Source organism: Streptomyces sp. NPDC088725, from assembly GCF_044751305.1.
In the GTDB taxonomy this organism is placed as follows: Bacteria; Actinomycetota; Actinomycetes; order Streptomycetales; family Streptomycetaceae; genus Streptomyces.
In genome coordinates, this window is the sequence record NZ_JBIVLO010000003.1 from 646,936 (window position 1) to 670,622 (window position 23,687).

Annotated in this window: 3 protein-coding genes; all 3 read left to right on the forward strand. The window is 74.1% G+C overall.

Annotated features, from left to right (window positions below; translation table 11 throughout):
* Nucleotides 1-5: 5 nt before the first annotated feature.
* The 3 genes from ACIP6N_RS10055 to ACIP6N_RS10065 are packed head-to-tail and all read left to right on the forward strand — an operon-like array spanning nt 6 to nt 23,552.
* Nucleotides 6-536, forward strand: coding sequence for an acyl carrier protein (locus ACIP6N_RS10055; RefSeq protein ID WP_401814337.1), 531 nt, complete (start codon nt 6-8; stop codon nt 534-536).
* Complete coding sequence (locus ACIP6N_RS10060; RefSeq protein WP_401814338.1) at nt 508-17,391, forward strand: SDR family NAD(P)-dependent oxidoreductase; 16,884 nt, start codon at nt 508-510, stop codon at nt 17,389-17,391. The genes ACIP6N_RS10055 and ACIP6N_RS10060 overlap by 29 nt, the downstream gene beginning before the upstream one ends.
* A gap of 47 nt (nt 17,392-17,438) precedes the next feature.
* Nucleotides 17,439-23,552, forward strand: a complete 6,114-nt coding sequence (locus ACIP6N_RS10065; protein ID WP_401814339.1) for a type I polyketide synthase — start codon at nt 17,439-17,441, stop codon at nt 23,550-23,552.
* Nucleotides 23,553-23,687 lie beyond the last annotated feature (135 nt).

Genomic DNA, 23,687 nt, shown 5'->3' on the forward strand with positions numbered 1-23,687 from the left:
CGGCCATGGCACCGGCCCGCCGGCCGGACACCGTCGTGGACCTGGTGCGCACCCGTGCACCGCAGGTGCTCGGCTATCCGGACAGCGACGCCGCCGGCGCCGAACGGTCCTTCCGGGACCTCGGGGTGGACTCGCTCGGTGCGGTCGGGCTGCGCAACCAGCTCGGTGCCGTGACCGGTCCGAGCCTGCCCGCGACACGGGTCTCCGACCACCGGACGCCGCCGGCGCTGGGTGAGTTCGTCCTCGCCGGCTCGTCCCCGACGAGCCGGAAGTGTCCGGCGAGGAGACCGAGATCAGGGCCGTACTGGCCTCAGTACCACTCGGCCAGCTGCGTGAGATCGGTGTTCTGGAGCCACTTCTCCAGCTCGCCGGACGGGGCGGTGGGGCCGACGACGAAGAAGACGAGTCCGTCGCTCGATGACAGTGGCAGACCTGATGCGGGCCGCGCTCAACGGCCAGTCCGACGACCTGTAACCGCGATGTGCGTGAAGTGTGATGGAGCAGACCATGAACGCCCCCACCGAGAACGTAGTTGAGGCACTGCGCGCAGCGGTCAAGGAGACCGAACGGCTGCGCCGGCGCAACCGGATGATCGTGGCCGCGGCCCGGGAGCCGATCGCCGTGGTCGGCATGGGCTGCCGCTTCCCCGGCGGCGTCGACTCCCCGCAGGCCCTGTGGGACATGGTCGCCGGCGGCACCGATGTGATCTCCGGCTTCCCCGATGACCGCGGCTGGGACCTGGAGGCGCTGCGTAACAGCGGCACCGACGCCCGGGACACCTCCGTCAGCCAGCGCGGCGGGTTCCTCGACTGCATCGCCGACTTCGACCCCGGCTTCTTCGGGATCTCGCCGCGCGAGGCCGTCACCATGGACCCGCAGCAGCGCCTGCTGCTGGAGACCTCCTGGGAAGCGATCGAGCGCGCCCGCATCGACATCACCGAGTTGCGCTCCACCCGTACCGGCACGTTCATCGGGACCAACGGCCAGGACTACGCCTACCTGCTGGTGCGGTCGCTGGACGACGCCACCGGCGACGTCGGCACCGGCATCGCCGCAAGTGCCGCCTCCGGCCGGCTGTCGTACACCTTCGGCCTGGAGGGGCCGGCGATCACCGTCGACACCGCCTGCTCCTCCTCGCTGGTGGCGCTGCACCTCGCGGTGCAGTCGCTGCGCAACGGCGAGTGCACCCTGGCTCTGGCCGGCGGCGTCAACGTGATGTCGACGCCGGGCTCCCTCGTCGAGTTCAGCCGGCAGGGCGGTCTCGCCAGCGACGGCCGCTGCAAGGCGTTCTCCGACTCCGCCGACGGCACCGGCTGGTCCGAGGGCGCAGGCGTGCTCGTCCTGGAGCGCCTCTCCGACGCCCAGCGCAACGGCCACCCCGTGCTCGCCGTGGTGCGCGGCTCCGCCGTCAACCAGGACGGCGCCTCCAACGGCTTCACCGCGCCCAACGGCCCCTCCCAGCAGCGTGTCATCAGGCAGGCCCTGGCCAACGCGGGCCTGAACGCCGGCGACGTCGACGTGGTCGAGGCGCACGGCACCGGCACGCCGCTCGGCGACCCCATCGAGGCCCAGAGCATCCTCGCCACCTACGGCCAGGACCGCGAACAGCCCCTGCTGCTGGGCTCGATCAAGTCCAACATGGGTCACACCCAGGCCGCCTCCGGCGTCGCCGGGATCATGAAGATGGTCATGGCGATGCGCAACGGGGTGCTGCCCGAGACCCTGCACGTCGACCGGCCCTCCAGCCACGTCGACTGGACCCAGGGCAAGGTCGAGCTGCTCACCGAGAGCCGCCCCTGGCCCACCTCGCCCGACCGCCCCCGGCGCACCGGCGTTTCCTCCTTCGGCGTCAGCGGCACCAACGCGCACGTCATCGTCGAGCAGGCACCCGAAACCCCGGCCGCCCAGCCGGAGGAGACACCGGCCGCGCCCCGCACCGCCGGTGTCCTGCCGTGGCTGCTCTCGGCACGCTCCGCCGCCGCCCTGCGCGATCAGGCCGCCGCCCTCCTCGCCCACCTGGACACCGCCGGCGCCCCGAGCGCACTGGACACCTCGCTCTCGCTGGCCACCACCCGCGCCTCCCTGGAGCACCGGCTCGCCGTCGTCACCGGCGCGGACGGCGCCGCCGGCCGCGAGACGCTCGCCTCCTGGCTGGCGAGCGGCACCGCCCCGGACGCCCACGAGGGCCAGCCCGCCGGCCGCACCCGCAGCGCCCTCCTGTTCTCCGGGCAGGGCGCCCAGCGTCTCGGCATGGGCCGTGAACTCCACGCCCGCTTCCCGGTGTTCGCCGAGGCTCTCGACCGCGTCCTGAACCTGCTCGACGAGGAACTCGGCGCCTCCCTCGCCGACATCATCTGGGGCGACGAGGAAGCCCCGCTGAACGAGACGGGCTTCACCCAGCCCGCCCTGTTCGCGATCGAGGTCGCCCTGTTCCGCCTGGTGGAGTCCTGGGGCGTCATCCCCGACTTCGTCGCCGGTCACTCCATCGGTGAGATAGCTGCCGCGCACGTCGCCGGGGTGTTCTCGCTGGAGGACGCCTGCCGGCTGGTCGCCGCCCGCGCCGGACTGATGCAGGCACTGCCGCCCGGCGGTGCCATGGTCGCCGTCGAGGCCACCGAGGACGAGGTCCTGCCGCTGCTCACCGACGGCGTCGCCGTCGCCGCCGTCAACGGCCCCACCTCCGTCGTCATCTCCGGCGAGGAGCAGGCCACCCTCGCGGTCGCCGAACAGCTCGCCGCGCAGGGCCGCCGCACCACCCGCCTGCGCGTCAGCCACGCCTTCCACTCGCCGCTGATGGACCCCATGCTCGACGACTTCCGCACGGTCGCCGAGACACTCTCCTACCACGAGCCGCAGATCCCGGTCGTCTCCAACCTCACCGGCACCCTCGCCGCCGACGGACAACTGACCACCCCCGACTACTGGGTGCGCCATGTCCGCGAGGCCGTGCGGTTCGCCGACGGCGTGCGCGCGCTCGCCGACGCCGGGGCCGACGTCCTGCTGGAGATCGGCCCCGACGGCGTGCTCGCGGCCCTGGCCCAGCAGAGCGCCACCGCCGTCACCGTCCCGTTCCTGCGCAAGGACCGCCCCGAGGAGCACAGCGCCGTCACCGCGCTGGCCCGGCTGCACACCGCGGGCGTCACCGTCGACTGGGCGGCGTTCCACGCCGGCACCGGCGCCACCACCGCCGAACTGCCCACCTACGCCTTCCAGAACGAGCGCTACTGGCCCAAGGCGACCGCGATCGCCGTCGATGCCACCGGCCTCGGCCTCGCCTCCGCCGACCACCCGTTGCTCGGCGCCGCCATGTCGGTGGCCGGGTCGGACGAACTCCTGCTCACCGGCACCCTGTCGCTCGCCACCCACCCGTGGCTCGCCGACCACAGCGTCGACGGCAGGATCTTCTTCCCCGGCACCGGATTCCTGGAGCTGGCCGTGCGCGCCGCCGACCAGGCCGGCTGTGACCGGGTCGAGGAACTGACGATCGCCGCGCCGCTCGTGCTGCCGCCCACGGGCGCCGTGCAGATGCAGATCTCCGTCGGCGCCGCCGACGAGGACGGCTCCCGCGACCTGCGCTTCTTCACCCGCTCCGGGGAGGACCAGGACGCCGAGTGGACCCAGCACGCCACCGGCCGCATCGGAGCCGGCGAGCAGCCGGCTCTTGACTTCGACACCACCGTGTGGCCGCCGCGCGACGCGGACGCCGTCGACATCGACGGCCTCTTCGAGCGCTACGCCTCCGACGGCCTGGAGTACGGCCCGGTGTTCCGCGGGCTGCGTGCCGTATGGCGCCAGGACGACACCGTCTACGCCGAGGTCGCACTGCCCGACTCCGTCGAGGACACCGGCGCCTTCGGTCTGCACCCGGCGCTCCTCCACGCCGCCCTGCACGGCACCGTCTTCCTGCCCGGCGACGGCGACGGCGGACCCCTGTTGCCCTTCGCCTGGAACGGCGTGTCCCTGCACGCCGACGGGGCGAGCACCCTGTGGGTGCGGATCGACTCCTGCGGCGAGGACGCGGTGCGGATCGCCGCCGTGGACCCGGCGGGTCAGCCGGTCATCTCCGTCGCGTCGCTGACGCTGCGTGCCGCGGAAGCCGGTGCCGCGTCGCGCTCCGCCGACGCCAACTCACTGTTCCGCATCGACTGGACCCCTCGTACGGTCGCCGCCCCCGCCGCCCCCGCCACCTGGGCCGTGCTGGGCGAGGACCCGTTCGGTCTGACCGCCGTGCTCGCCGCCGACTCCGAGGCCGTCGCGGGCGTGCACCCCCCGGCCGCCACGCTCGAAGAGCTGGCCGCCCGGAGCGGCGCCGCACCGGACATGGTCGCCGTGACGGTGTGCGGCGACGCTCATGAGGGCCCCGAGGCTGCTCGTGCGCTGACGCGTGAGGTGCTCGCTCTGGTGCAGGAGTGGCTGGCCGAACCCGCCTTCGCCTCCTCCCGGCTGGTTCTGGTCACCCGCGACGCTGTCGCCGACGGCGAGCGTGGCCCGCTCGATCTGGCCGCCGCCCCCGTGTGGGGTCTGGTCCGCTCCGCCCAGTCCGAGAACCCCGGCCGGCTGCTGCTCGCAGATATTGACGACGCGGCCGACTCGCAGGCCCGACTGCCTTTGCTGGCCGGGCTGTTCGATGCGGATGAGCCGCAGGCGGTCGTCCGCGAGGGCACGGTCCGTGTCGCCCGGCTCGCCCGGCTGGAGTCCGGTGAGTCCCACGTCCGGCCGCTGGATCCGGAGGGCACTGTCCTGGTCACCGGTGGCACCGGTGGTCTCGCCTCCGAACTGGCCCGCCACCTGGTCACCGAGCACGGCGTCCGCCGGCTGCTGCTGACCAGCCGCCGCGGACCCGACGCCCCCGGCGCCGCCGACCTCGTACAGGCACTGACCGATCTCGGCGCCGAGGCCGGCGTCGCCGCCTGCGACGTCTCCGACCGCGACGCCGTCGCCGCACTGCTCTCCTCCGTCCCCGCCGAACACCCGCTGACCGCCGTCGTCCACACGGCGGGCGTCCTCGACGACGGCATCCTCGCCTCCCTCACCCCCGACCGCCTCGACTCCGTCATGCGGCCGAAGGTCGACGCCGCCTGGCACCTGCACGACCTCACCCGCGACCTCGACCTCGCCGCCTTCGTCCTGTACTCCTCGACGGCCGGTGTCATGGGCAGCCCCGGACAGGCCAACTACGCCGCGGGCAACACCTTCCTCGACGCCCTCGCCGCCCACCGCCAGGCCCTCGGCCTGCCCGCCACCTCGCTCGCCTGGGGTGCGTGGGAGCAGGGCGTCGGCATGACCGGCCAGTTGAACGGCCAGGACGCGCGCCGGATCAGTGATGCCGGCGGGATGCCGCTGCTGTCCGTCGAGCGGGGCCTCGCCCTGTACGACGCCGCCACGCTCACCGGCGAACCGCTCGTCGTGCCCCTGGGCCTGGGCAGCGGTGGCGCGCTGCCTGCCGGTGCCGGGGTTCCCGCTCTGCTGCGCGGACTGGTCCGTACCGGTGGACGCCGGGTCAGGGCAGCCACCGCCGCGGTCGCCAGTGCCGGACTGGCCGAGCGTCTCGCCGTTCTGCCCGAGGAGCAGCGCCTGCCGTTCGCCGTCGATCTGGTCCGTGCCGAGGCCGCCACGGTTCTGGGACACGGTTCGGCGGATGCCGTCGATGCCCGCCGCGAGTTCCGCGGCATCGGTTTCGACTCGCTCACCGCGATCGAGCTGCGCAACCGGCTCGCCATGGCAACCGGCCTCACCCTGCCTGCCACGCTCGTCTTCGACTACCCGACACCCGAGCAGCTCGCCGAGCACCTCCTGGACGAACTGCTGGGCGCCGACGCCGTCGAGGTCTTCGCCGCCCCGCAGACCGCTGCCGAGGCAGCCGACGATCCCGTCGTGATCGTCGGGATGGGCTGCCGCTTCCCGGGTGGCGTCGGATCGCCCGAGGAGCTGTGGGACCTGGTGGCGTCGGGCACCGATGCCATCACCGGTTTCCCCGCCGACCGCGAGTGGGAATCGTCGACGCTCGGAGGCGAGCTGGGCGCCCTGTCCGGGCGGGGCGGATTCCTGCGTGACATCACCGGTTTCGATGCCGGGTTCTTCGGCATCTCGCCGCGCGAGGCCCTCGCCATGGACCCGCAGCAGCGCATCCTGCTCGAGGTGGCCTGGGAGGCCGTCGAGCGCGCCGGCGTCGACCCGGCCGCCCTGCGCGGAAGCCGCACGGGTGTCTTCATGGGCGTCAACGGCCAGGACTACTCCAGTCTGGTCATGCGCTCCCGTGACGACGTCGCGGGCCACGCCACGGCAGGCCTGGCCGTCAGCGTCGTCTCCGGCCGTCTCTCCTACGCGCTCGGCCTCGAAGGTCCGGCCCTCTCGGTCGACACGGCCTGCTCCTCCTCGCTGGTGTCCCTGCACCTCGCCGCCCAGGCACTGCGGTCGGGCGAGTGCACGATGGCGCTGGTCGGTGGTGTCACCGTGATGACCACCCCCGCCAACTTCGCGGGGTTCTCCCGGATGGGCGGTCTCGCCCAGGACGGCCTCTGCAAGGCGTTCTCCGACTCCGCCGACGGCACCGGCTGGTCCGAGGGCGCGGCCGTGTTCGTGGTGGAGCGCCTCTCCGACGCCCGCCGCGCCGGACACCGCGTCCTCGCCGTCGTGCGGGGCTCCGCCGTCAACCAGGACGGCGCCTCCAACGGCCTGACCGCCCCCAACGGCCCCTCCCAGCAGCGTGTCATCCGGCAGGCGCTGGCCAACGCGGGCCTGAGCACGAGTGACGTCGACGCGGTCGAGGCGCACGGCACCGGCACCCCGCTCGGCGACCCGATCGAGGCCCAGGCCCTGCTCGCCACGTACGGCTCCGACCGTGACCCGCAGCAGCCGCTGCTGCTCGGCTCGGTGAAATCCAACATCGGCCACACCCAGGCCGCGGCGGGTGCCGCCGGCCTCGTCAAGATGGTCATGGCGATGAGCAAGGGGGTGCTCCCGCCCACCCTGCACGTCACCGAGCCGTCCTCGCACGTCGACTGGTCCACGGGCGCCGTCCAGTTGCTCACCGACGAGACCGTCTGGCCGGAGACGGGACGGGCGCCCCGGGCCGGTGTGTCGTCGTTCGGTATCAGCGGCACCAACGCCCACGTCATTCTCGAAGGCGCTCCCGAGGAGCCGGTGCCCGCGCCGGCTGCTGCCCGGCCGGTGCCCGGGGTGGTCGCCTGGCCCGTCTCGGCGAAGTCCGCGGACGCACTCGACGACCAGCTGGCGCGGCTGCGGGAGTCCGCCGACACGCTGCCCGCCCTCGACACCGCGTACACCCTGGCCACCGGCCGCTCCAGCTTCGAGCACCGGGCCGTCCTGCTCGCCGCCGACGGCACCCTCACCGAGGTCGCCCGGGGTGTGGCCGAACCGCGCCGTACCGCCTTCCTGTTCTCCGGGCAGGGGGCTCAGCGCCTCGGTATGGGACGTGAACTCCACGCCGGATTCCCGGTGTTCGCCGAGGCGTTCGACTCCGTCGCCGCCCTCCTGGAGACCGGGCACGGTACGTCCGTGCGCGACGTGATGTGGGGCACCGACGAAGCGGCCCTGAACGCCACCGCGTTCACCCAGCCCGCGCTGTTCGCGATCGAGGTCGCCCTGTTCCGCCTGGTGGAGTCCTGGGGTGTCATCCCCGACTTCGTCGCCGGTCACTCCATCGGTGAGATAGCCGCCGCGCACGTCGCCGGGGTGTTCTCGCTGGAGGACGCCTGCCGGCTGGTCACCGCCCGCGCCGGACTGATGCAGGCGCTGCCGCCCGGCGGTGCCATGGTCGCCGTCGAGGCCACCGAGGACGAGGTCCTGCCGCTGCTCACCGACGGCGTCGCCATCGCCGCCGTCAACGGCCCCACCTCCGTCGTGGTTTCCGGCGACGAGCAGGCCACCCTCGCGGTCGCCGAACAGCTCGCCGCGCAGGGCCGCCGCACCACCCGCCTGCGAGTGAGCCACGCCTTCCACTCGCCGCTGATGGACCCCATGCTGGAGGAGTTCCGGGCGGTCACGGAGACCCTCTCCTACCACGAGCCGCGCATCCCCGTCGTGTCCAACCTGACCGGCTCCGTCGCCGCCGACGGACAGCTGACCGACCCGGAGTACTGGGTACGTCATGTCCGCGAGGCCGTACGGTTCGCCGACGGAATCCGCGCACTCGCCGACCGGGGCGTCACCGCCTTCCTGGAGATCGGCCCCGACGGCGTACTCTCCGCCCTCGCCGCCGCATCCCTGCCCGACACCGGCACGGTCGTCGTACCGGCACTGCGCAAGGACCGCGACGAGACCGCCTCCGCCCTCACCGCCCTGGCCCGGCTGCACACCACCGGCGCCGACGCCGACTGGTCGGCCCCCCTGTCCGGTACCGGCGCCCGCATCGTGGAACTGCCCACCTACGCCTTCCAGCACGAGCGCTACTGGCCCAAGGCGGCCCCTGCCGCCCTGGACGCCGCCGGACTCGGGCTGACCTCGGCGGACCACCCGTTGCTCGGCGCCGCCATGTCGGTGGCCGGGTCGGACGAACTCCTGCTGACCGGCGCCCTGTCGGCTGCCACCCACCCGTGGCTCGCCGACCACGTGGTGGGCGGCATGATCTTCTTCCCCGGCACCGGATTCCTGGAGCTGGCCGTGCGCGCCGCCGACCAGGCCGGCTGTGACCGGGTCGAGGAACTGATGATCGCCGCGCCGCTCGTGCTGCCGCCCACGGGCGCCGTCCAGGTGCAGATCGCCGTCGGCGCCGCCGACGAGGACGGCTCCCGCGACCTGCGCTTCTTCGCGCGGTCCGGGGAGGACCAGGACGCCGAGTGGAGCCAGCACGCCACCGGCCGCATCGGAGCCGGCGAGCAGCCGGTCCTGGGTTTCGACACCACCGTGTGGCCGCCGCGCGACGCGGACGCCGTCGACATCGACGGCCTCTTCGAGCGCTACGCCTCCGACGGCCTGGAGTACGGCCCGGTGTTCCGCGGGCTGCGTGCCGTATGGCGCCAGGACGACACCGTCTACGCCGAGGTCGCGCTGCCCGACTCCGTCGAGGACGCCGGCGCCTTCGGTCTGCACCCGGCGCTCTTCGACGCCGCCCTGCACTCCACGGTCTTCCTGTCCGCCGAGGGCGACAACCGCAGCATGCTGCCGTTCGCCTGGCAGGGCGTGTCCCTGCACGCGGACGGGGCCGCCTCCCTGCGGGTGCGCATCACCTCGTGCGGTGAGGACGCGGTGCAGATCGCCGCAGTCGACCCGCAGGGCCAGCCCGTTGTCTCCGTCGCGTCGCTGACGGTGCGTGCCGCGGGCCCGGAAGCCGGTGCCGAGCCGCTCCGCAATGACGCCGACTCCCTGCTCCGTGTCGACTGGACCCCTCGTACGGTCGCCGCCCCCGCCGCCCCTGCCACCTGGGCCGTGCTGGGCGAGGACCCGTTCGGTCTGACCGCCGTGCTCGCCGCGGACTCCGAGGCCGTCGCGGGCGTGCACCCCCCGGCCGCCACGCTCGAAGAGCTGGCCGCACGGAGCGGCGCCGCACCGGACATGGTCGCCGTGACGATCCGCGGTGAGGCCGACCAGCGACCCGAAGCCGCCCACGAGGTGGCCCGCGAGGTGCTCGCTCTGGTGCAGGGGTGGCTGGCCGAACCCGCCTTCACCTCTTCCCGGCTTGTCCTGGTCACCCGGGACGCTGTCGCCGACGGCGAGCGTGGCCCGCTCGATCTCGTGGCGGCCCCGGTCTGGGGTCTGGTCCGCTCCGCCCAGTCCGAGAACCCCGGCCGGCTGCTGCTCGCCGATGTCGATGACACGGCCGAGTCCATGGCCCGACTGCCTTTGCTGGCCGGGCTGTTCGATGCGGATGAGCCGCAGGCGCAGGTCCGTCAGGGCACTGTGCGTGTCGCCCGTCTCGCCCGGCTGGAGTCCGGTGTCTCTCTCGTTCCGCCGGCCGGGACACCGTGGCGGTTGGGCAGCCGCGTCAAGGGGAGCCTCGACGGTCTCGCCCTGCTGCCGTATCCGGAGGTGGCGGAGCCGCTGGCCGGACGGCAGGTGCGCATCGGGATTCGCGCCGCGGGCCTCAACTTCCGCGATGTCCTCAACGCTCTCGGTATGTACCCCGGCGAGGCGGGTCTGTTCGGATCCGAGGGCGCGGGCGTCGTCACCGAGGTCGGCCCGGACGTCACCGGGCTCGCCCCCGGCGACCGCGTCATGGGCATGGTGTTCGGCGGGTTCGGACCGTTGGGCGCCGCCGATGAGCGTCTGCTGACGCGCATCCCCGACGACTGGTCCTGGGAGACCGCGTCGTCCGTGCCGCTGGTGTTCCTCACCGCTTACTACGCGCTGAAGGATCTCGCCGGGCTGAAGGCGGGAGAGAAGGTCCTGATCCATGCCGGTGCCGGCGGTGTCGGTATGGCGGCGATCCAGGTCGCCCGGCACTTCGGTGCGGAGGTCTTCGCGACGGCCAGTGAGGGCAAGTGGGATGTACTCCGCTCCCTCGGGGTCGCCGACGACCACATCGCCTCCTCGCGCTCCCTCGACTTCGAGGCGGCCTTCGCCGAGGTCGCGGGTGAGGGCGGTCTTGACGTCGTCCTGAACGCCCTGGCCGGGGACTTCATCGACGCGTCGATGCGGTTGCTGGGTGCGGGCGGCCGGTTCCTGGAGATGGGCAAGACCGATATCCGGGACACCGGTTCCGCGCCGGACGGGGTCACCTACCAGTCCTTCGACCTGGGCATGGTCGATCCCGGCCGCATCCAGCAGATGCTGCTCGACCTCGTCGGCCTCTTCGAACAGGACGCGCTGTCCCCGCTGCCGGTCCGTGCCTGGGACGTCCGCCGCTCCCGTGAGGCCTTCCGCTTCATGAGCATGGCCAAGCACATCGGCAAGATCGTGCTGTCCATGCCCCGGCCGCTGGATCCGGAGGGCACCGTCCTGGTCACCGGCGGCACCGGTGGTCTCGCCTCCGAACTGGCCCGCCACCTGGTCACCGAGCACGGCGTCCGCCGCCTGCTGCTGACCAGCCGCCGCGGACCCGACGCCCCCGGCGCCGCCGACCTCGTACAGGCACTGACCGATCTCGGCGCCGAGGCCGGCGTCGCCGCCTGCGACGTCTCCGACCGGTCCGCCGTCGCCGCACTGCTCTCCTCCGTCCCCGCCGAACACCCGCTGACCGCCGTCGTCCACACGGCGGGCGTCCTCGACGACGGCATCCTCGCCTCCCTCACCCCCGACCGCCTCGACTCCGTCATGCGGCCGAAGGTCGACGCCGCCTGGCACCTGCACGACCTCACCCGCGACCTCGACCTCGCCGCCTTCGTCCTGTACTCCTCGACCTCCGGCGTCTTCGGCAGCCCCGGACAGGCCAACTACGCCGCGGGCAACACCTTCCTCGACGCCCTCGCCGCCCACCGCCAGGCCCTCGGCCTGCCCGCCACCTCGCTCGCCTGGAACGCCTGGGAGCAGAGCGGCGGGATGACGAGCGGCCTCAGCGACCAGGACATGCGCCGGATCAACGACAACAGCGGCATGCCGCTGCTGTCCGTCGAGCGCGGCCTCGCCCTGTACGACGCCGCCACGCTCGCCGACGAACCGCTCGTCGTGCCCCTGGACCTCGGCGGTGGCGGCGCGCTGCCCTCCGGCATGAGCGTCCCCGCGATCCTGCGCGGACTGGTCCGCACCGGCGGACGCCGGGCACGGGCCGGCGCCGCCGCGGTCTCGCGCGCCGGACTCGCCGAGCGTCTCGCGGTCCTGCCCGAGGAGCAGCGCCTGCCGTTCCTGGTCGACCTGGTCCGTGCCGAGGCCGCCTCGGTCCTCGGGCACGGGTCCGCCGACGCCGTGGACGCTCGCCGCGAGTTCCGCGGCATCGGATTCGACTCGCTCACCGCGATCGAGCTGCGCAACCGGCTCGGCAAGGCCTCCGGCCTCACCCTGACCGCCACGCTCGTCTTCGACTACCCGACGCCCCAGCAGCTCGCCGAGCACCTCCTGGACGAACTGCTCGGCGCCGACGCGGCGGAGGCCTTCACCGCCCCGCAGACCGCCGCCGCGTCCGACGACGACCCCGTGGTCATCGTCGGGATGAGCTGCCGCTTCCCGGGCGGTGTCGAGTCGCCCGAGGAACTGTGGGACCTGGTGGCGTCGGGCACCGATGCCATCACCGGTTTCCCCGCCGACCGCGAGTGGGAATCGTCGATGATCGGAGGCGAGCCGGGCGACCTGTCCGGACAGGGCGGATTCCTGCGTGACATCGCCTCCTTCGACGCCGGGTTCTTCGGCATCGCGCCGCGCGAGGCCGTCGCCATGGACCCGCAGCAGCGCATCCTGCTCGAAGTGGCCTGGGAGGCGGTGGAGCGCGCGGGTCTGGACCCGACCGCCCTGCGCGGCACCCACACCGGTGTCTTCATGGGCGTCAGCGGCCAGGACTACTCCGGACTGGTCATGCGCTCCCGTGACGACATCGCGAGCCACGCCACCACCGGGCTCGCCGTCAGCGTCGTCTCCGGCCGCCTCTCCTACACGCTCGGCCTCGAAGGTCCGGCCCTCTCGGTCGACACGGCCTGCTCCTCCTCGCTGGTGTCCCTGCACCTCGCCGCCCAGGCACTGCGGTCCGGCGAGTGCACGATGGCGCTGGCCGGCGGTGTCACCGTCATGACCACCCCCGCCAACTTCGCGGGGTTCTCCCGGATGGGCGGTCTCGCCCAGAACGGCCGCTGCAAGGCGTTCTCCGACTCCGCCGACGGCACCGGCTGGTCCGAGGGCGCGGCGGTACTCGTCCTGGAGCGCCTCTCCGACGCCCGCCGCGCCGGACACCGCGTCCTCGCCGTCGTACGGGGCTCCGCCGTCAACCAGGACGGCGCCTCCAACGGCCTGACCGCCCCCAACGGCCCCTCCCAGCAGCGCGTGGTCCGCCAGGCGCTGGCCAACGCGGGCCTGCGGCCCGGCGACGTCGACGCGGTCGAGGCGCACGGCACCGGCACCCCGCTCGGCGACCCGATCGAGGCGCAGGCCCTGCTCGCCACGTACGGCTCCGACCGTGACCCGCAGCAGCCGCTGCTGCTCGGCTCCGTGAAGTCCAACATCGGCCACACCCAGTCCGCCGCCGGCGCCGCCGGCCTCATCAAGATGGTCATGGCGATGAGCAAGGGCCTGCTCCCGCGGACCCTGCACGTCACCGAGCCGTCCTCGCACGTCGACTGGTCCACGGGCGCCGTCCGGCTGCTCACCGAGGAGACCGTCTGGCCGGAGACGGGACGGGTCCGCCGGGCCGGTGTGTCGTCGTTCGGTATCAGCGGCACCAACGCCCACGTCATTCTCGAGAACGCCGCCGAGTCCGCCGCGGACGAGCGCCCCGCCGAGAACACCGCGGCCCCCGCCGTCATCCCGTGGGTCGTCTCGGCCCGCTCCGAGCAGGCGCTCGACGCCCAGCTGGAGCGGCTGCGCGCCCACGCCGCCGCACACCCGGAGGCGTCCGGCGCCGACATCGGCCTGTCCCTCGTGACGAGCCGGCCCTCCTTCGAGCACCGGGCCGTGCTGCTGGCGGGCCCCGACGGTGTCACCGAGGCCGCGCGCGCCGAGGCAGGCGCCCGTACAGCGGCGTTCCTCTTCTCCGGGCAGGGCGCCCAGCGCCTCGGCATGGGACGTGAACTGCACGCCGGATTCCCGGTGTTCGCCGAAGCCCTGGACACCGTGCTGGACCTGTTCGACGCCGAACTCGGCTTCTCGCTGCGGGAGATCATGTGGGGCGAGGACCCCGAACAGCTCAACCGCACCCGCTGCACCCAGCCCGCGCTGTTCGCGGTCGAGGTCGCCCTGTTCCGCCTGGTGGAGTCCTGGGGCGTCACACCGGACTACGTGGCCGGTCACTCCATCGGTGAGATAGCCGCCGCGCACGTCGCCGGGGTGTTCTCGCTGGAGGACGCCTGCCGGCTGGTCGCCGCCCGCGCCCGTCTCATGGACGAGCTGCCCGAGGGCGGCGCCATGGCCGCCGTCGAGGCCACCGAGGAAGAGGTCCTGCCGCTGCTCACCGACGGCGTCGCCGTCGCCGCCGTCAACGGCCCCACCTCCGTGGTCGTCTCCGGCCCGCAGGACGGTGTCGGCGAGGTCGTCGCCCGCCTGGAGTCGGCCGGCCGCCGGGTCTCCCGGCTGCGGGTGAGCCACGCCTTCCACTCGGACCTGATGGAGCCGATGCTGGCCGAGTTCCGCACCGTCGCCGAGAACATCACTCACCACGAGCCGCGCATCCCCGTCGTGTCCAACCTGACCGGTTCCGTCGCCGCCGACGGACAGCTGACCGACCCGGAGTACTGGGTACGTCATGTCCGCGAGGCCGTACGGTTCGCCGACGGAATCCGCGCACTCGCCGACCGGGGCGTCACCGCCTTCCTGGAGATCGGCCCCGACGGCGTACTCTCCGCCCTCGCCGCCGCATCCCTGCCCGACACCGGCACGGTCGTCGTACCGGCACTGCGCAAGGACCGCGACGAGACCGCCTCCGCCCTCACCGCCCTGGCCCGGCTGCACACCACCGGCGCCGACGCCGACTGGAGCGCCGTCTTCGACGGCACCGGCGCCCGCCGGGTGCCGCTGCCCACGTACGCCTTCCAGGGCACCCGCTTCTGGCCCGACACCACCGCCGCCCCCAGCGACGCGGGCGGACTGGGCCTGGACGCGGGAGGGCACCCGCTGCTCGCTGCCGCCACGGCGGTCGCGGGCTCTGACGAGACGCTGCTCAGCGGACGCCTGTCCGCCGCCGCGCAGCCCTGGCTCGCCGGCCGCGGGAACGACGGCACCACCACCCTGCCCACCGCGGTCCTCGCCGAACTCGCGCTGCACGCCGCCGACGCCTGCGACCGCACCACCGTCGAGAACCTCACCGTCCACGCACCCCTGGTGCTCACCGGGAAGCGCCCCCAGCGCCTCCAGGTACTGGTGGCCGCTCCCGACGGGACCGGCCGGCGCACCCTCACCGTGCACACCCGCGCGGACGGCGACGACGGCGCCCCGTGGATCGAGCGGGCCACCGCGGCGCTCACCGACGCGCCCGCCGCCCCCGCCGCGGCCGGCACCGCGTGGCCGCCCGCGGACGCCACCCCGGTCGAGGACCTGCCCGAACCCTCCGGCGCCGCCGTGCTGCGCGCCGCCTGGCGGCGCGGCGGCGACTTCTTCGCCGAGGTCGAGATCACCGAACAGAGCACGGCCGAGCAGGCGTACGCCCTGCACCCGGCGCTCCTGGACACCGCGGTCCGCGCCGCCGCCCTCGTCGACGGCGACGACACCCTCGACGCCGTCGCCTGGGACGGGCTCGTCCTGCACGCCGCGCACCCCGCCCTTCTGCGGGTACGGCTCACCGCCACCGGCGACGACACCTGGGCGCTGGAGGCGAGCGACCCGCAGGGCGGCCCCGTCCTCTCGGTGGCCTCGCTCACCCTGGGCGCCACCGCCTCCGAACACGGCGCCGACGCCACCGCCGCGGACGACGCCGCACTGCTCACCGTGGACTGGGTGGCGCCCGCCCCGGCCCCGCGCGCCGGCGGTGACATCCCGTGGACGGTGCTCGGCGACCGGCTGCCCGACCTGGACACCGCGCTCGCCGCGGCGGACACCGTCCTCGCCACCCGCGACTCCGCGCTCACCGCGCTGCTGGACAGCGAGGCACCGCTGCCGCCCCTGATGCTCCTGCCGGTCGAGGGCGACCCCGCCGCCGGGGACGATCTGCCCGCAGCGGTCCGCGCCGCCACCCTGCCGGTGCTCGACGTGCTGCGCCTTTGGACCTCCGACACCCGCACCACGGACTCCCGCCTCGTGATCGTCACCCGCGGCGCCGTCGCGGCCGGCCGGGAGGACGTGACCGACCTGGCGGCGGCGGCCGTCTGGGGCCTGGTCCGCTCCGCCCAGTCCGAGAACCCGGGCAGCTTCCTGCTCCTGGATCTCGACCCGGCCGTCGGCGCCGACGCGACCGACGCCGACGTCCTGGCCTCCCTGCCCGCCCTGCTGGACGCGGGCGAGACGCAGGCCGCGGTCCGGGGCGGGGCGCTCACCGTCGCCCGCCTCACCCGCGCCGAGGCCGAGACCGCCCCGGCCGCGGACCAGGTCAGTGCCTGGGACCGCGACGGCACCGTACTGATCACCGGCGGCACCGGCGGCCTCGCGGCCCTGCTCGCCCGCCACCTTGTCACCGGCCACGGCATCAAGCACCTGCTGCTGGCCGGCCGCCGCGGACCCGACGCACCCGGCGCCACCGCCCTGCGCGAGGAACTCTCCGCGCTCGGGGCCGAGGTCACCGTACGGGCGTGCGACGTCTCCGACCGGTCCGCCGTCGACGCGCTGCTCGCCGGACTGCCGCCCGAGCATCCGCTGACCGCGGTCGTGCACACGGCGGGTGTCCTCGACGACGCCACGATCGGCACCCTCACCGCCGACCGGCTCGAGACCGTGCTGCGGCCCAAGGCGGACGCCGCCTGGCACCTGCACGAGGCGACCCGGGCTCTGCCGCTGGCCGGATTCGTCCTGTACTCCTCCGTGGCCGGCATCACCGGCGGCCCCGGACAGGGCAACTACGCCGCCGCCAACACGTTCCTCGACGCGCTCGCCGCGCACCGTGCGGCCCAGGGCCTGCCCGCCCTGTCGCTCGCCTGGGGACCCTGGGGTCAGGGGGCCGGCATGACCGGCACGCTCACCGACGCCGACATCGAGCGCATGGAGCGCTCCGGGATGCCGCCGCTCACCGAACGCCAGGGCCTCGCCCTGTTCGACGCGGCGAACGGCGACGGCGGGGCACTCGCCGTGGCGGTCCGGGTCTCCCGGTCCGCCACGGCCCCCGACGCCGACGCGGTTCCCGCGCTGCTGCGTTCGCTGGTCCGCACCCGGCGCCGCGCGGCGGCCACGGCCGGTGCCGACGGGCTCACCCGCCGGCTGGCCGGCCTCGGCGCCGAGCAGCGGCACGAAGCCCTCGTCGACCTGGTCCGCCAGGAGACGGCCGGCGTGCTCGGCCACTCCGGTGCCGACGCGGTCCCCGCCGACCGGGACTTCAGCCGGCTGGGCTTCGACTCGCTGATGGCGGTGGAACTGCGCACCAGGCTCTCCGCGGCCACCAGCGTGCGGCTGCCGTCCACCCTCGTGTTCGACCACCCGACGCCCACCGCCGTCGCCCGGCACCTGGCCGACTCCCTGGCGGGCGGGGACCAGAGCGGCACCGCCGCGTCCCCGCTGGCGGCGCTCGACCGTCTGGAGGCGGAACTGTCCGCCGACGGCATGGACAAGGCCACCCGCCGCGGCGTCGCCGGCCGGCTGCGGGGGCTGCTGGCCGCCTGGGACGCCACCGGTTCGGACGGTGACGAACCGGCCGTCGGCGAACAGATCGAGGCGGCGAGCGCCGAGGAGATCTTCGCCTTCATCGACAACGAACTCGGCCGGTCGTCGGACTCCTGACCCAGGCCCACCCCACCCACGCGCGAAACAGAGGAAGGTCACGGACGATGCCGGACGAAAGCAAGCTCGTCGATTACCTGAAGTGGGTCACGGCGGATCTCCACCAGACCCGCAGACGCCTCCAGGAAGCCGAAGCGGGCCACCACGAGCCCGTGGCGATCGTGGGCATGGCGTGCCGCTTCCCGGGCGGTGTGCGATCCCCTGAGGACCTCTGGGAGATGCTCAGCGACGGCCGCGACGCCATCTCCGGGTTCCCGGCCGACCGCGGCTGGGACCTGGAGACGCTCGCCGGTGACGGAGAGGGCCGCAGCAGCACGCAGCAGGGAGGATTCCTGCACGACGTCGCCGACTTCGACCCGGGCTTCTTCGACATCTCGCCGCGCGAGGCGCTGGCCATGGACCCGCAGCAGCGGCTCCTGCTGGAAACCGCGTGGGAGGCCGTGGAACGCGCCGGGATTGCCCCCGGCAGCCTGCGCGGCAGCCGCACCGGTGTCTTCGTCGGCACCAACTCGCAGGACTACGCCCATCTCGTCCTCGCCTCCGACGACGACATGGGCGGCTACGCGGGCAACGGCCTGGCCGCCAGCGTGATGTCCGGCCGGCTGTCCTTCGCACTCGGCTTCGAAGGACCCGCCGTCACCCTCGACACCGCGTGTTCCTCGGCCCTGGTCGCCCTGCACCTGGCCGCACAGTCCGTGCGCTCCGGCGAAACCGACCTCGCGCTGGCCGGCGGTGTCACCGTCATGACCACCTCGTCCAGCTTCGCGGGCTTCAGCCTCCAGGGCGGCCTCGCCGCGGACGGCCGCTGCAAGGCGTTCGCCGACTCCGCCGACGGCACCGGCTGGTCCGAGGGCGCCGGCATGATCCTCGTGGAGCGGCTCTCCGAGGCCCGGCGCAAGGGCCACCCGGTGCTTGCCGTGCTGCGTGGCTCCGCCGTGAACCAGGACGGCGCCTCCAACGGTCTCAGCGCCCCCAACGGGCCCGCCCAGCAGCGCGTCATCCGCGACGCGCTGGCCTCCGCCGGGCTCTCGCCCGCCGACGTCGACGCCGTCGAGGCGCACGGCACCGGCACCACCCTCGGCGACCCCATCGAGGCACAGGCCCTGCTCGCCACCTACGGGCAGGACCGCGACGCGGGCCGCCCGCTGCGCCTCGGCACGGTGAAGTCCAACATCGGCCACACCCAGGCCGCCGCCGGTGCCGCGGGCGTCATCAAGATGGTCCTGGCCCTGCGCCACGGGCTGATGCCCCGCACCTTGCACGTCGACGCGCCCTCCACGCACGTCGACTGGGAATCCGGCCACGTCAGCCTGCTCACCGAGGCCACCCCCTGGCCCGAGGGCCAGCAGGTGCGCCGGGCCGGTGTGTCGTCCTTCGGCATCAGCGGCACCAACGCCCACGTCATCCTCGAAGAGGCCCCCGCGGCCGAGGAGGACACCGACGCCGAGCCGCAGCCCGCGCCGGTCGTCCCGCGCGCCGTGCCCTGGCCCGTGTCGGCCCGTACCGCCACCGCCCTCGACGCCCAGCTGGAGCGGGTGCGGCCGCTCGCCGAGGCCGGCGCCGCTCCCGTCGCCGTCGGCCACGCGCTGGCCGTCACCCGCACCCCCTTCGAGCACCGGGCCCTGCTCGTCGCCGCGGACGGCGGGCTCACCGAGGCGGCCCGAGGCACTGTCCCCTCCGGCGACCGCCCCGGCCTCGCCGTCCTCTTCTCCGGCCAGGGCGCCCAGCGCCTCGGCATGGGCCGTGAACTCCACGCCCGCTTCCCCGTGTTCGCCGCCGCCCTGGACGAGACCCTCGCCCTGCTCGACGAGCGCCTCGGCCACTCGCTGCGCGACGTCATGTGGGGCGACGACCAGGCGGCCCTCGACGACACCGGCCACACCCAGCCCGCTCTGTTCGCCGTCGAGGTCGCCCTCTACCGCCTGTTCGCCTCCTGGGGTCTGCGCCCCGGCCACCTCGCCGGACACTCCATCGGTGAGATCGCCGCCGTGCACGTGGCCGGCGCACTGTCCCTGGAGGACGCCTGCACGCTGGTCGCCGCCCGCGCCGGCCTCATGCGGGACCTGCCGGCCGGCGGAGCCATGGTCGCGCTGCGCGCCACCGAGGCCGAGGTGCGGCCGCTGCTGGACGAGCGGGTCTCGCTCGCCGCGGTCAACGGCCCCGAGTCGGTGGTGATCTCCGGCGACGAGGACGCCGTCCTCGCCATCGCCGAGCGCTTCCGCCAGGAGGGACGGCGCACCAACCGGCTCTCCGTGAGCCACGCCTTCCACTCGCCGCTCGTCGACCCGATGCTCGACGCGTTCCGGGACGTCGTCGCGAAACTCACCTTCGGTGAGCCGTCGGTCCCCGTCGTCTCCACCTTCACGGGCACCGTCGTCACCGCCGAGGAACTGGCCACGCCGCACTACTGGGTGTGCCACGCCCGGCAGGCCGTCCGTTTCGCCGACGCCGTGAGCACACTCGTCGGCGAAGGCGCGCGGACCTTCCTCGAACTCGGCCCGGACGGCGTGCTGTCCGCGCTCGTCGGCGAGAGCACGCAGGACGCCGACGTCTGCGCCGTGCCCGCACTGCGCAAGAACCAGCCGGAGGAGGCCGCCGCGCTCGCCGCGCTCGGCACCCTGTGGACCCGGGGCACCCGGACCGACTGGGACGCCGTATTCGAGGGCACCCTCCCCGGACGTCCGGACTCCGTGGACCTGCCTACGTACGCCTTCCAGCGCAACCGGTACTGGCCCAACGTCCGCGCCGGCTCCGTCGACCCCGCGGGACTGGGCCTCGGCGCCGCAGCGCATCCGCTGGTGGGCGCCACCGTCGCCCTCGCCGACGCCGACGAGTCCGTCCTCACCGGCCGCCTCTCGGCGCTGAGCCACCCCTGGCTCGCCGAGCACCGCGTCGGCGGCAGGATCACCGTCCCCGGCACCGCCCTCGTGGAGATCGCGATCCGGGCGGGCGACGAGAGCGGCACTCCGCGCCTGGAACGGCTCGACCTGCTCGCCCCGCTGACCATCGGCGACCGCGACGCGGTCCAGCTCCAGGTACGCGTCGGCCCCGCGGACGACTCCAGGAACCGTACGCTCTCCGTGCACGCTCGTCCCGCGTCCGCGGGCGACGCCGCCCCCTGGACCACGTACGCCCGTGGTCTCCTCTCCCCCGACGAGGGCGCCGAGGACACCACCGGGGGACTCGTGGAGTGGCCGCCCGCCGGCGCACAGCCCGTCCCGGTCGAGGAGCTGGCGAAGCAGGCCGCCGCCGACGGGCGCACCCTCGGTCCGCTGTTCAGCGGCCTGACCGAGGTGTGGCGGCGCGAGGGCGAGGTGTTCGCCGAAATCGAGCTGCCCGCGGGAGCGGACAGCGGCTTCGGACTGCACCCCGCGCTGCTGAGCACTGCCCTGCGCGCCACCGCCCTCGACGGCGCCCCGGTGCCCGAGCCGACCGGCTTCGACGGGCTCACGCTGCACGCCACCGGCGCCACCGCGCTGCACGTACGGCTGAGCACCACCGGGCCCGACACGCTCACCCTCACCGCCGCCGACCTCGCGGGCAACCCCGTCCTGACCGCCGAGACCGTGCGTCTGGGCACTCCGGACGGCGCCGCCGGAGCCCCGGCCGCCATCGGCAAGGGCGACCTGTTCGCGCTGAAGTGGACGCCCGTCACGGCGTCCTCCCGCGCCACCGGCACCCGCTGGGCGGTCGTCGGCGCCGACGAACTCGACCTCGGCTACGCCATGCACCGCGCGGACGAGGCCGTCACCGCCTATGCGGAGACCCTGGGCGGTGCCATCGGCGACAGCGGTGTCGCGCCCGACGTGTTCCTGATCCCGCTCGCGGGGGAGGAGGACGCCGGAGCGGACGGCGTGCACGCCCTCACCGCCCGGGTTCTCGGCTATCTCCAGGAGTGGCTGTCCGAGCCGCAGCTCGCGGGCTCGCGTCTCGTCTTCGTCACCCGCCGCGCCGTCGCCCTCGGCGACGAGGACATTCTCGACCCGGCCGGCGCGGCCGTCTGGGGCCTGGTCCGCTCCGCGCAGACCGAGAACCCCGGCAGCCTGCTGCTCGTCGACCTCGACGACACGTTCCTGTCCGCCGGAGTGCTGCCCGACATCCTGACGCTCGACGAGCAGCAGCTCGTGGTCCGCGACCACAAGGTGCGCGCCGCCCGGCTCGCCCGTCTGCCGCGCACCGCTCACGACACCCCCGCCGCCTGGAACCCCGACGGCACCGTCCTGATCACCGGCGGCACCGGTGGTCTCGGAGCCGCGCTCGCCCGTCACCTGGTCACCGCCCGGGGTGCCCGGCACCTGCTGCTGGCCGGCCGTCGCGGGTCGCAGGCGCCCGGCGCGGCCGAACTGGTCGCCGAGCTGACCGGCCTGGGAGCCCAGGTGACCGTCTCGGCCTGCGACGTCGGCGACCGCAGCGCGGTCGACGCGCTCGTCGCCTCGGTGCCGGCGGAGCACCCGCTGACCGCCGTCGTGCACACCGCGGGTGTCCTGGACGACGCCCTGATCGGCTCGCTCACCCCGGAACAACTGGCCGGTGTGCTGCGTCCCAAGGCCGACGCGGCCCTGTACCTGCACGAGGCGACCCTCGGCCAGGAACTCGCCGCCTTCGTGATGTACTCCTCGCTCTCCGGCGTCATCGGCGGCCCCGGCCAGGGCAACTACGCCGCCGCCAACGCCTTCCTCGACGCGCTCGCGCACCGGCGCAGGACGTCCGGTCTGCCCGGTGTGTCCCTCGCCTGGGGCCCCTGGGGCCGGGGCAGCGGCATGACCAGCCAGGTCAGCGACACCGACCTGGGGCGGATGGAGCGCGGCGGCACCCCGCCGATGAGCGTCGAGGACGGCCTCGCCCTGTTCGACGCCGCCCTCGACCGCTCCGAGCCGGTGCTCGTACCCACGCGGATCAACGTCGCCGGACTCCAGGTCCAGCAGACGCTGCCCGCCCTCTGGCGCGACCTGGTGCCGCGCACCCGGCGCGCCGCCGCCGCGGACCGCTCGCCGAAGACCGTGATCGACGGGCTGCGCACGCTCGACACCAGCGGCCGGGAGCGGCTGCTCACCGAGCTGGTCGTCGGCTTCACCGCGGGCCTGCTCGGCCACGCCGACCCGGCCGCCGTCGACCCCGAGCGGGGCTTCCTGGAACTGGGCTTCGACTCGCTGGTCTCGGTCAGCCTGCGCAACCAGCTCGGCGAACTCCTCGGGCTGCGCCTGCCGACGTCGGTGGTCTTCGACAGCAAGACGCCGGTGAAGCTGGCCCGCCACCTCAACGAGGAACTGGGGGAGCTTTCCGGTCCCGGCAAGGCGTCCGGCACCGCCGTCGCCGGCACCACGGTGCACCCCGACGACACGCTGGTCGGCCTGTTCGACAACGCGGTGCGCGGCGGCAAGCTCGTCGAGGCGATGCGGATGCTGAAGGCGGTCGCCAACACCCGGCCCACCTTCGAAACACCCGCGGACCTGGAGGAGCTGTCCGAGCCCGTCACCCTGGCCACCGGTCCCGGCTCCCCGCGGCTGATCTTCGTCAGCGCGCCCGGCGCAACCGGCGGCGTCCACCAGTACGCCCGCATCGCCGCCCACTTCCGGGGCAAGCGTCACGTGTCGGCGCTGCCGCTGATGGGGTTCGCCCCCGGCGAGCTGCTGCCGGCCACCAGTGAGGCGGCGGCCCGGATCGTCGCCGAGAGCGTCCTGCTGGCGAGCGACGGCGAACCGTTCGTGATAGTCGGCCACTCCACCGGTGGATCCCTCGCCTACCTCGCGACAGGTGTCCTGGAGGACACCTGGGGCGTGAAGCCGGAGGGCGTCGTCCTGCTCGACACGGGGTCCATCCGGTACGACCCCTCGGAAGGAAACAACCTCGAGGAGACGACCCAGTTCTACCTGGCCGACATCGACTCGCCGTCCGTGACGCTCAACAGCGCCCGGCTGTCCGCGATGGCGCACTGGTTCATGGCGATGACGGACATCGAGGCACCCCCCACGACCGCCCCCGTCCTGCTCCTGCGCGCCACGAAGACCCACAACGGCTTCAAACTCGACACCGCCGCGGTGCCGGCCGACGTGGTACGCGACATCGAGGCAGACCACCTGTCCCTGGCCAAGGAGCACTCGGAGCTGACCGCCGACGCCATCGAGAACTGGCTCGCCGAACTGCCGGCCGGCGACTCCTGAGCAGGGCCCGGCCGGTGCGTGCCCGCCCGGCCGGGGCCCTCCTCCCTCCCCTCCGGGGCGCCGCCTCGCACCACGGCGTCGCCCCGGAGGCGGCAGCGGCCCCTCAGCCGGGGCCGCGCACACCACTACCCCCAA

Excerpts from the sequence above, each read along its gene's own strand:
- ACIP6N_RS10055 (WP_401814337.1), top strand. The coding sequence starts at position 6 with ATGGCACCGGCCCGCCGGCCGGACACCGTCGTGGACCTGGTGCGCACC.
- ACIP6N_RS10060 (WP_401814338.1), top strand. The coding sequence starts at position 508 with ATGAACGCCCCCACCGAGAACGTAGTTGAGGCACTGCGCGCAGCGGTC.
- ACIP6N_RS10065 (WP_401814339.1), top strand. The coding sequence starts at position 17,439 with ATGCCGGACGAAAGCAAGCTCGTCGATTACCTGAAGTGGGTCACGGCG.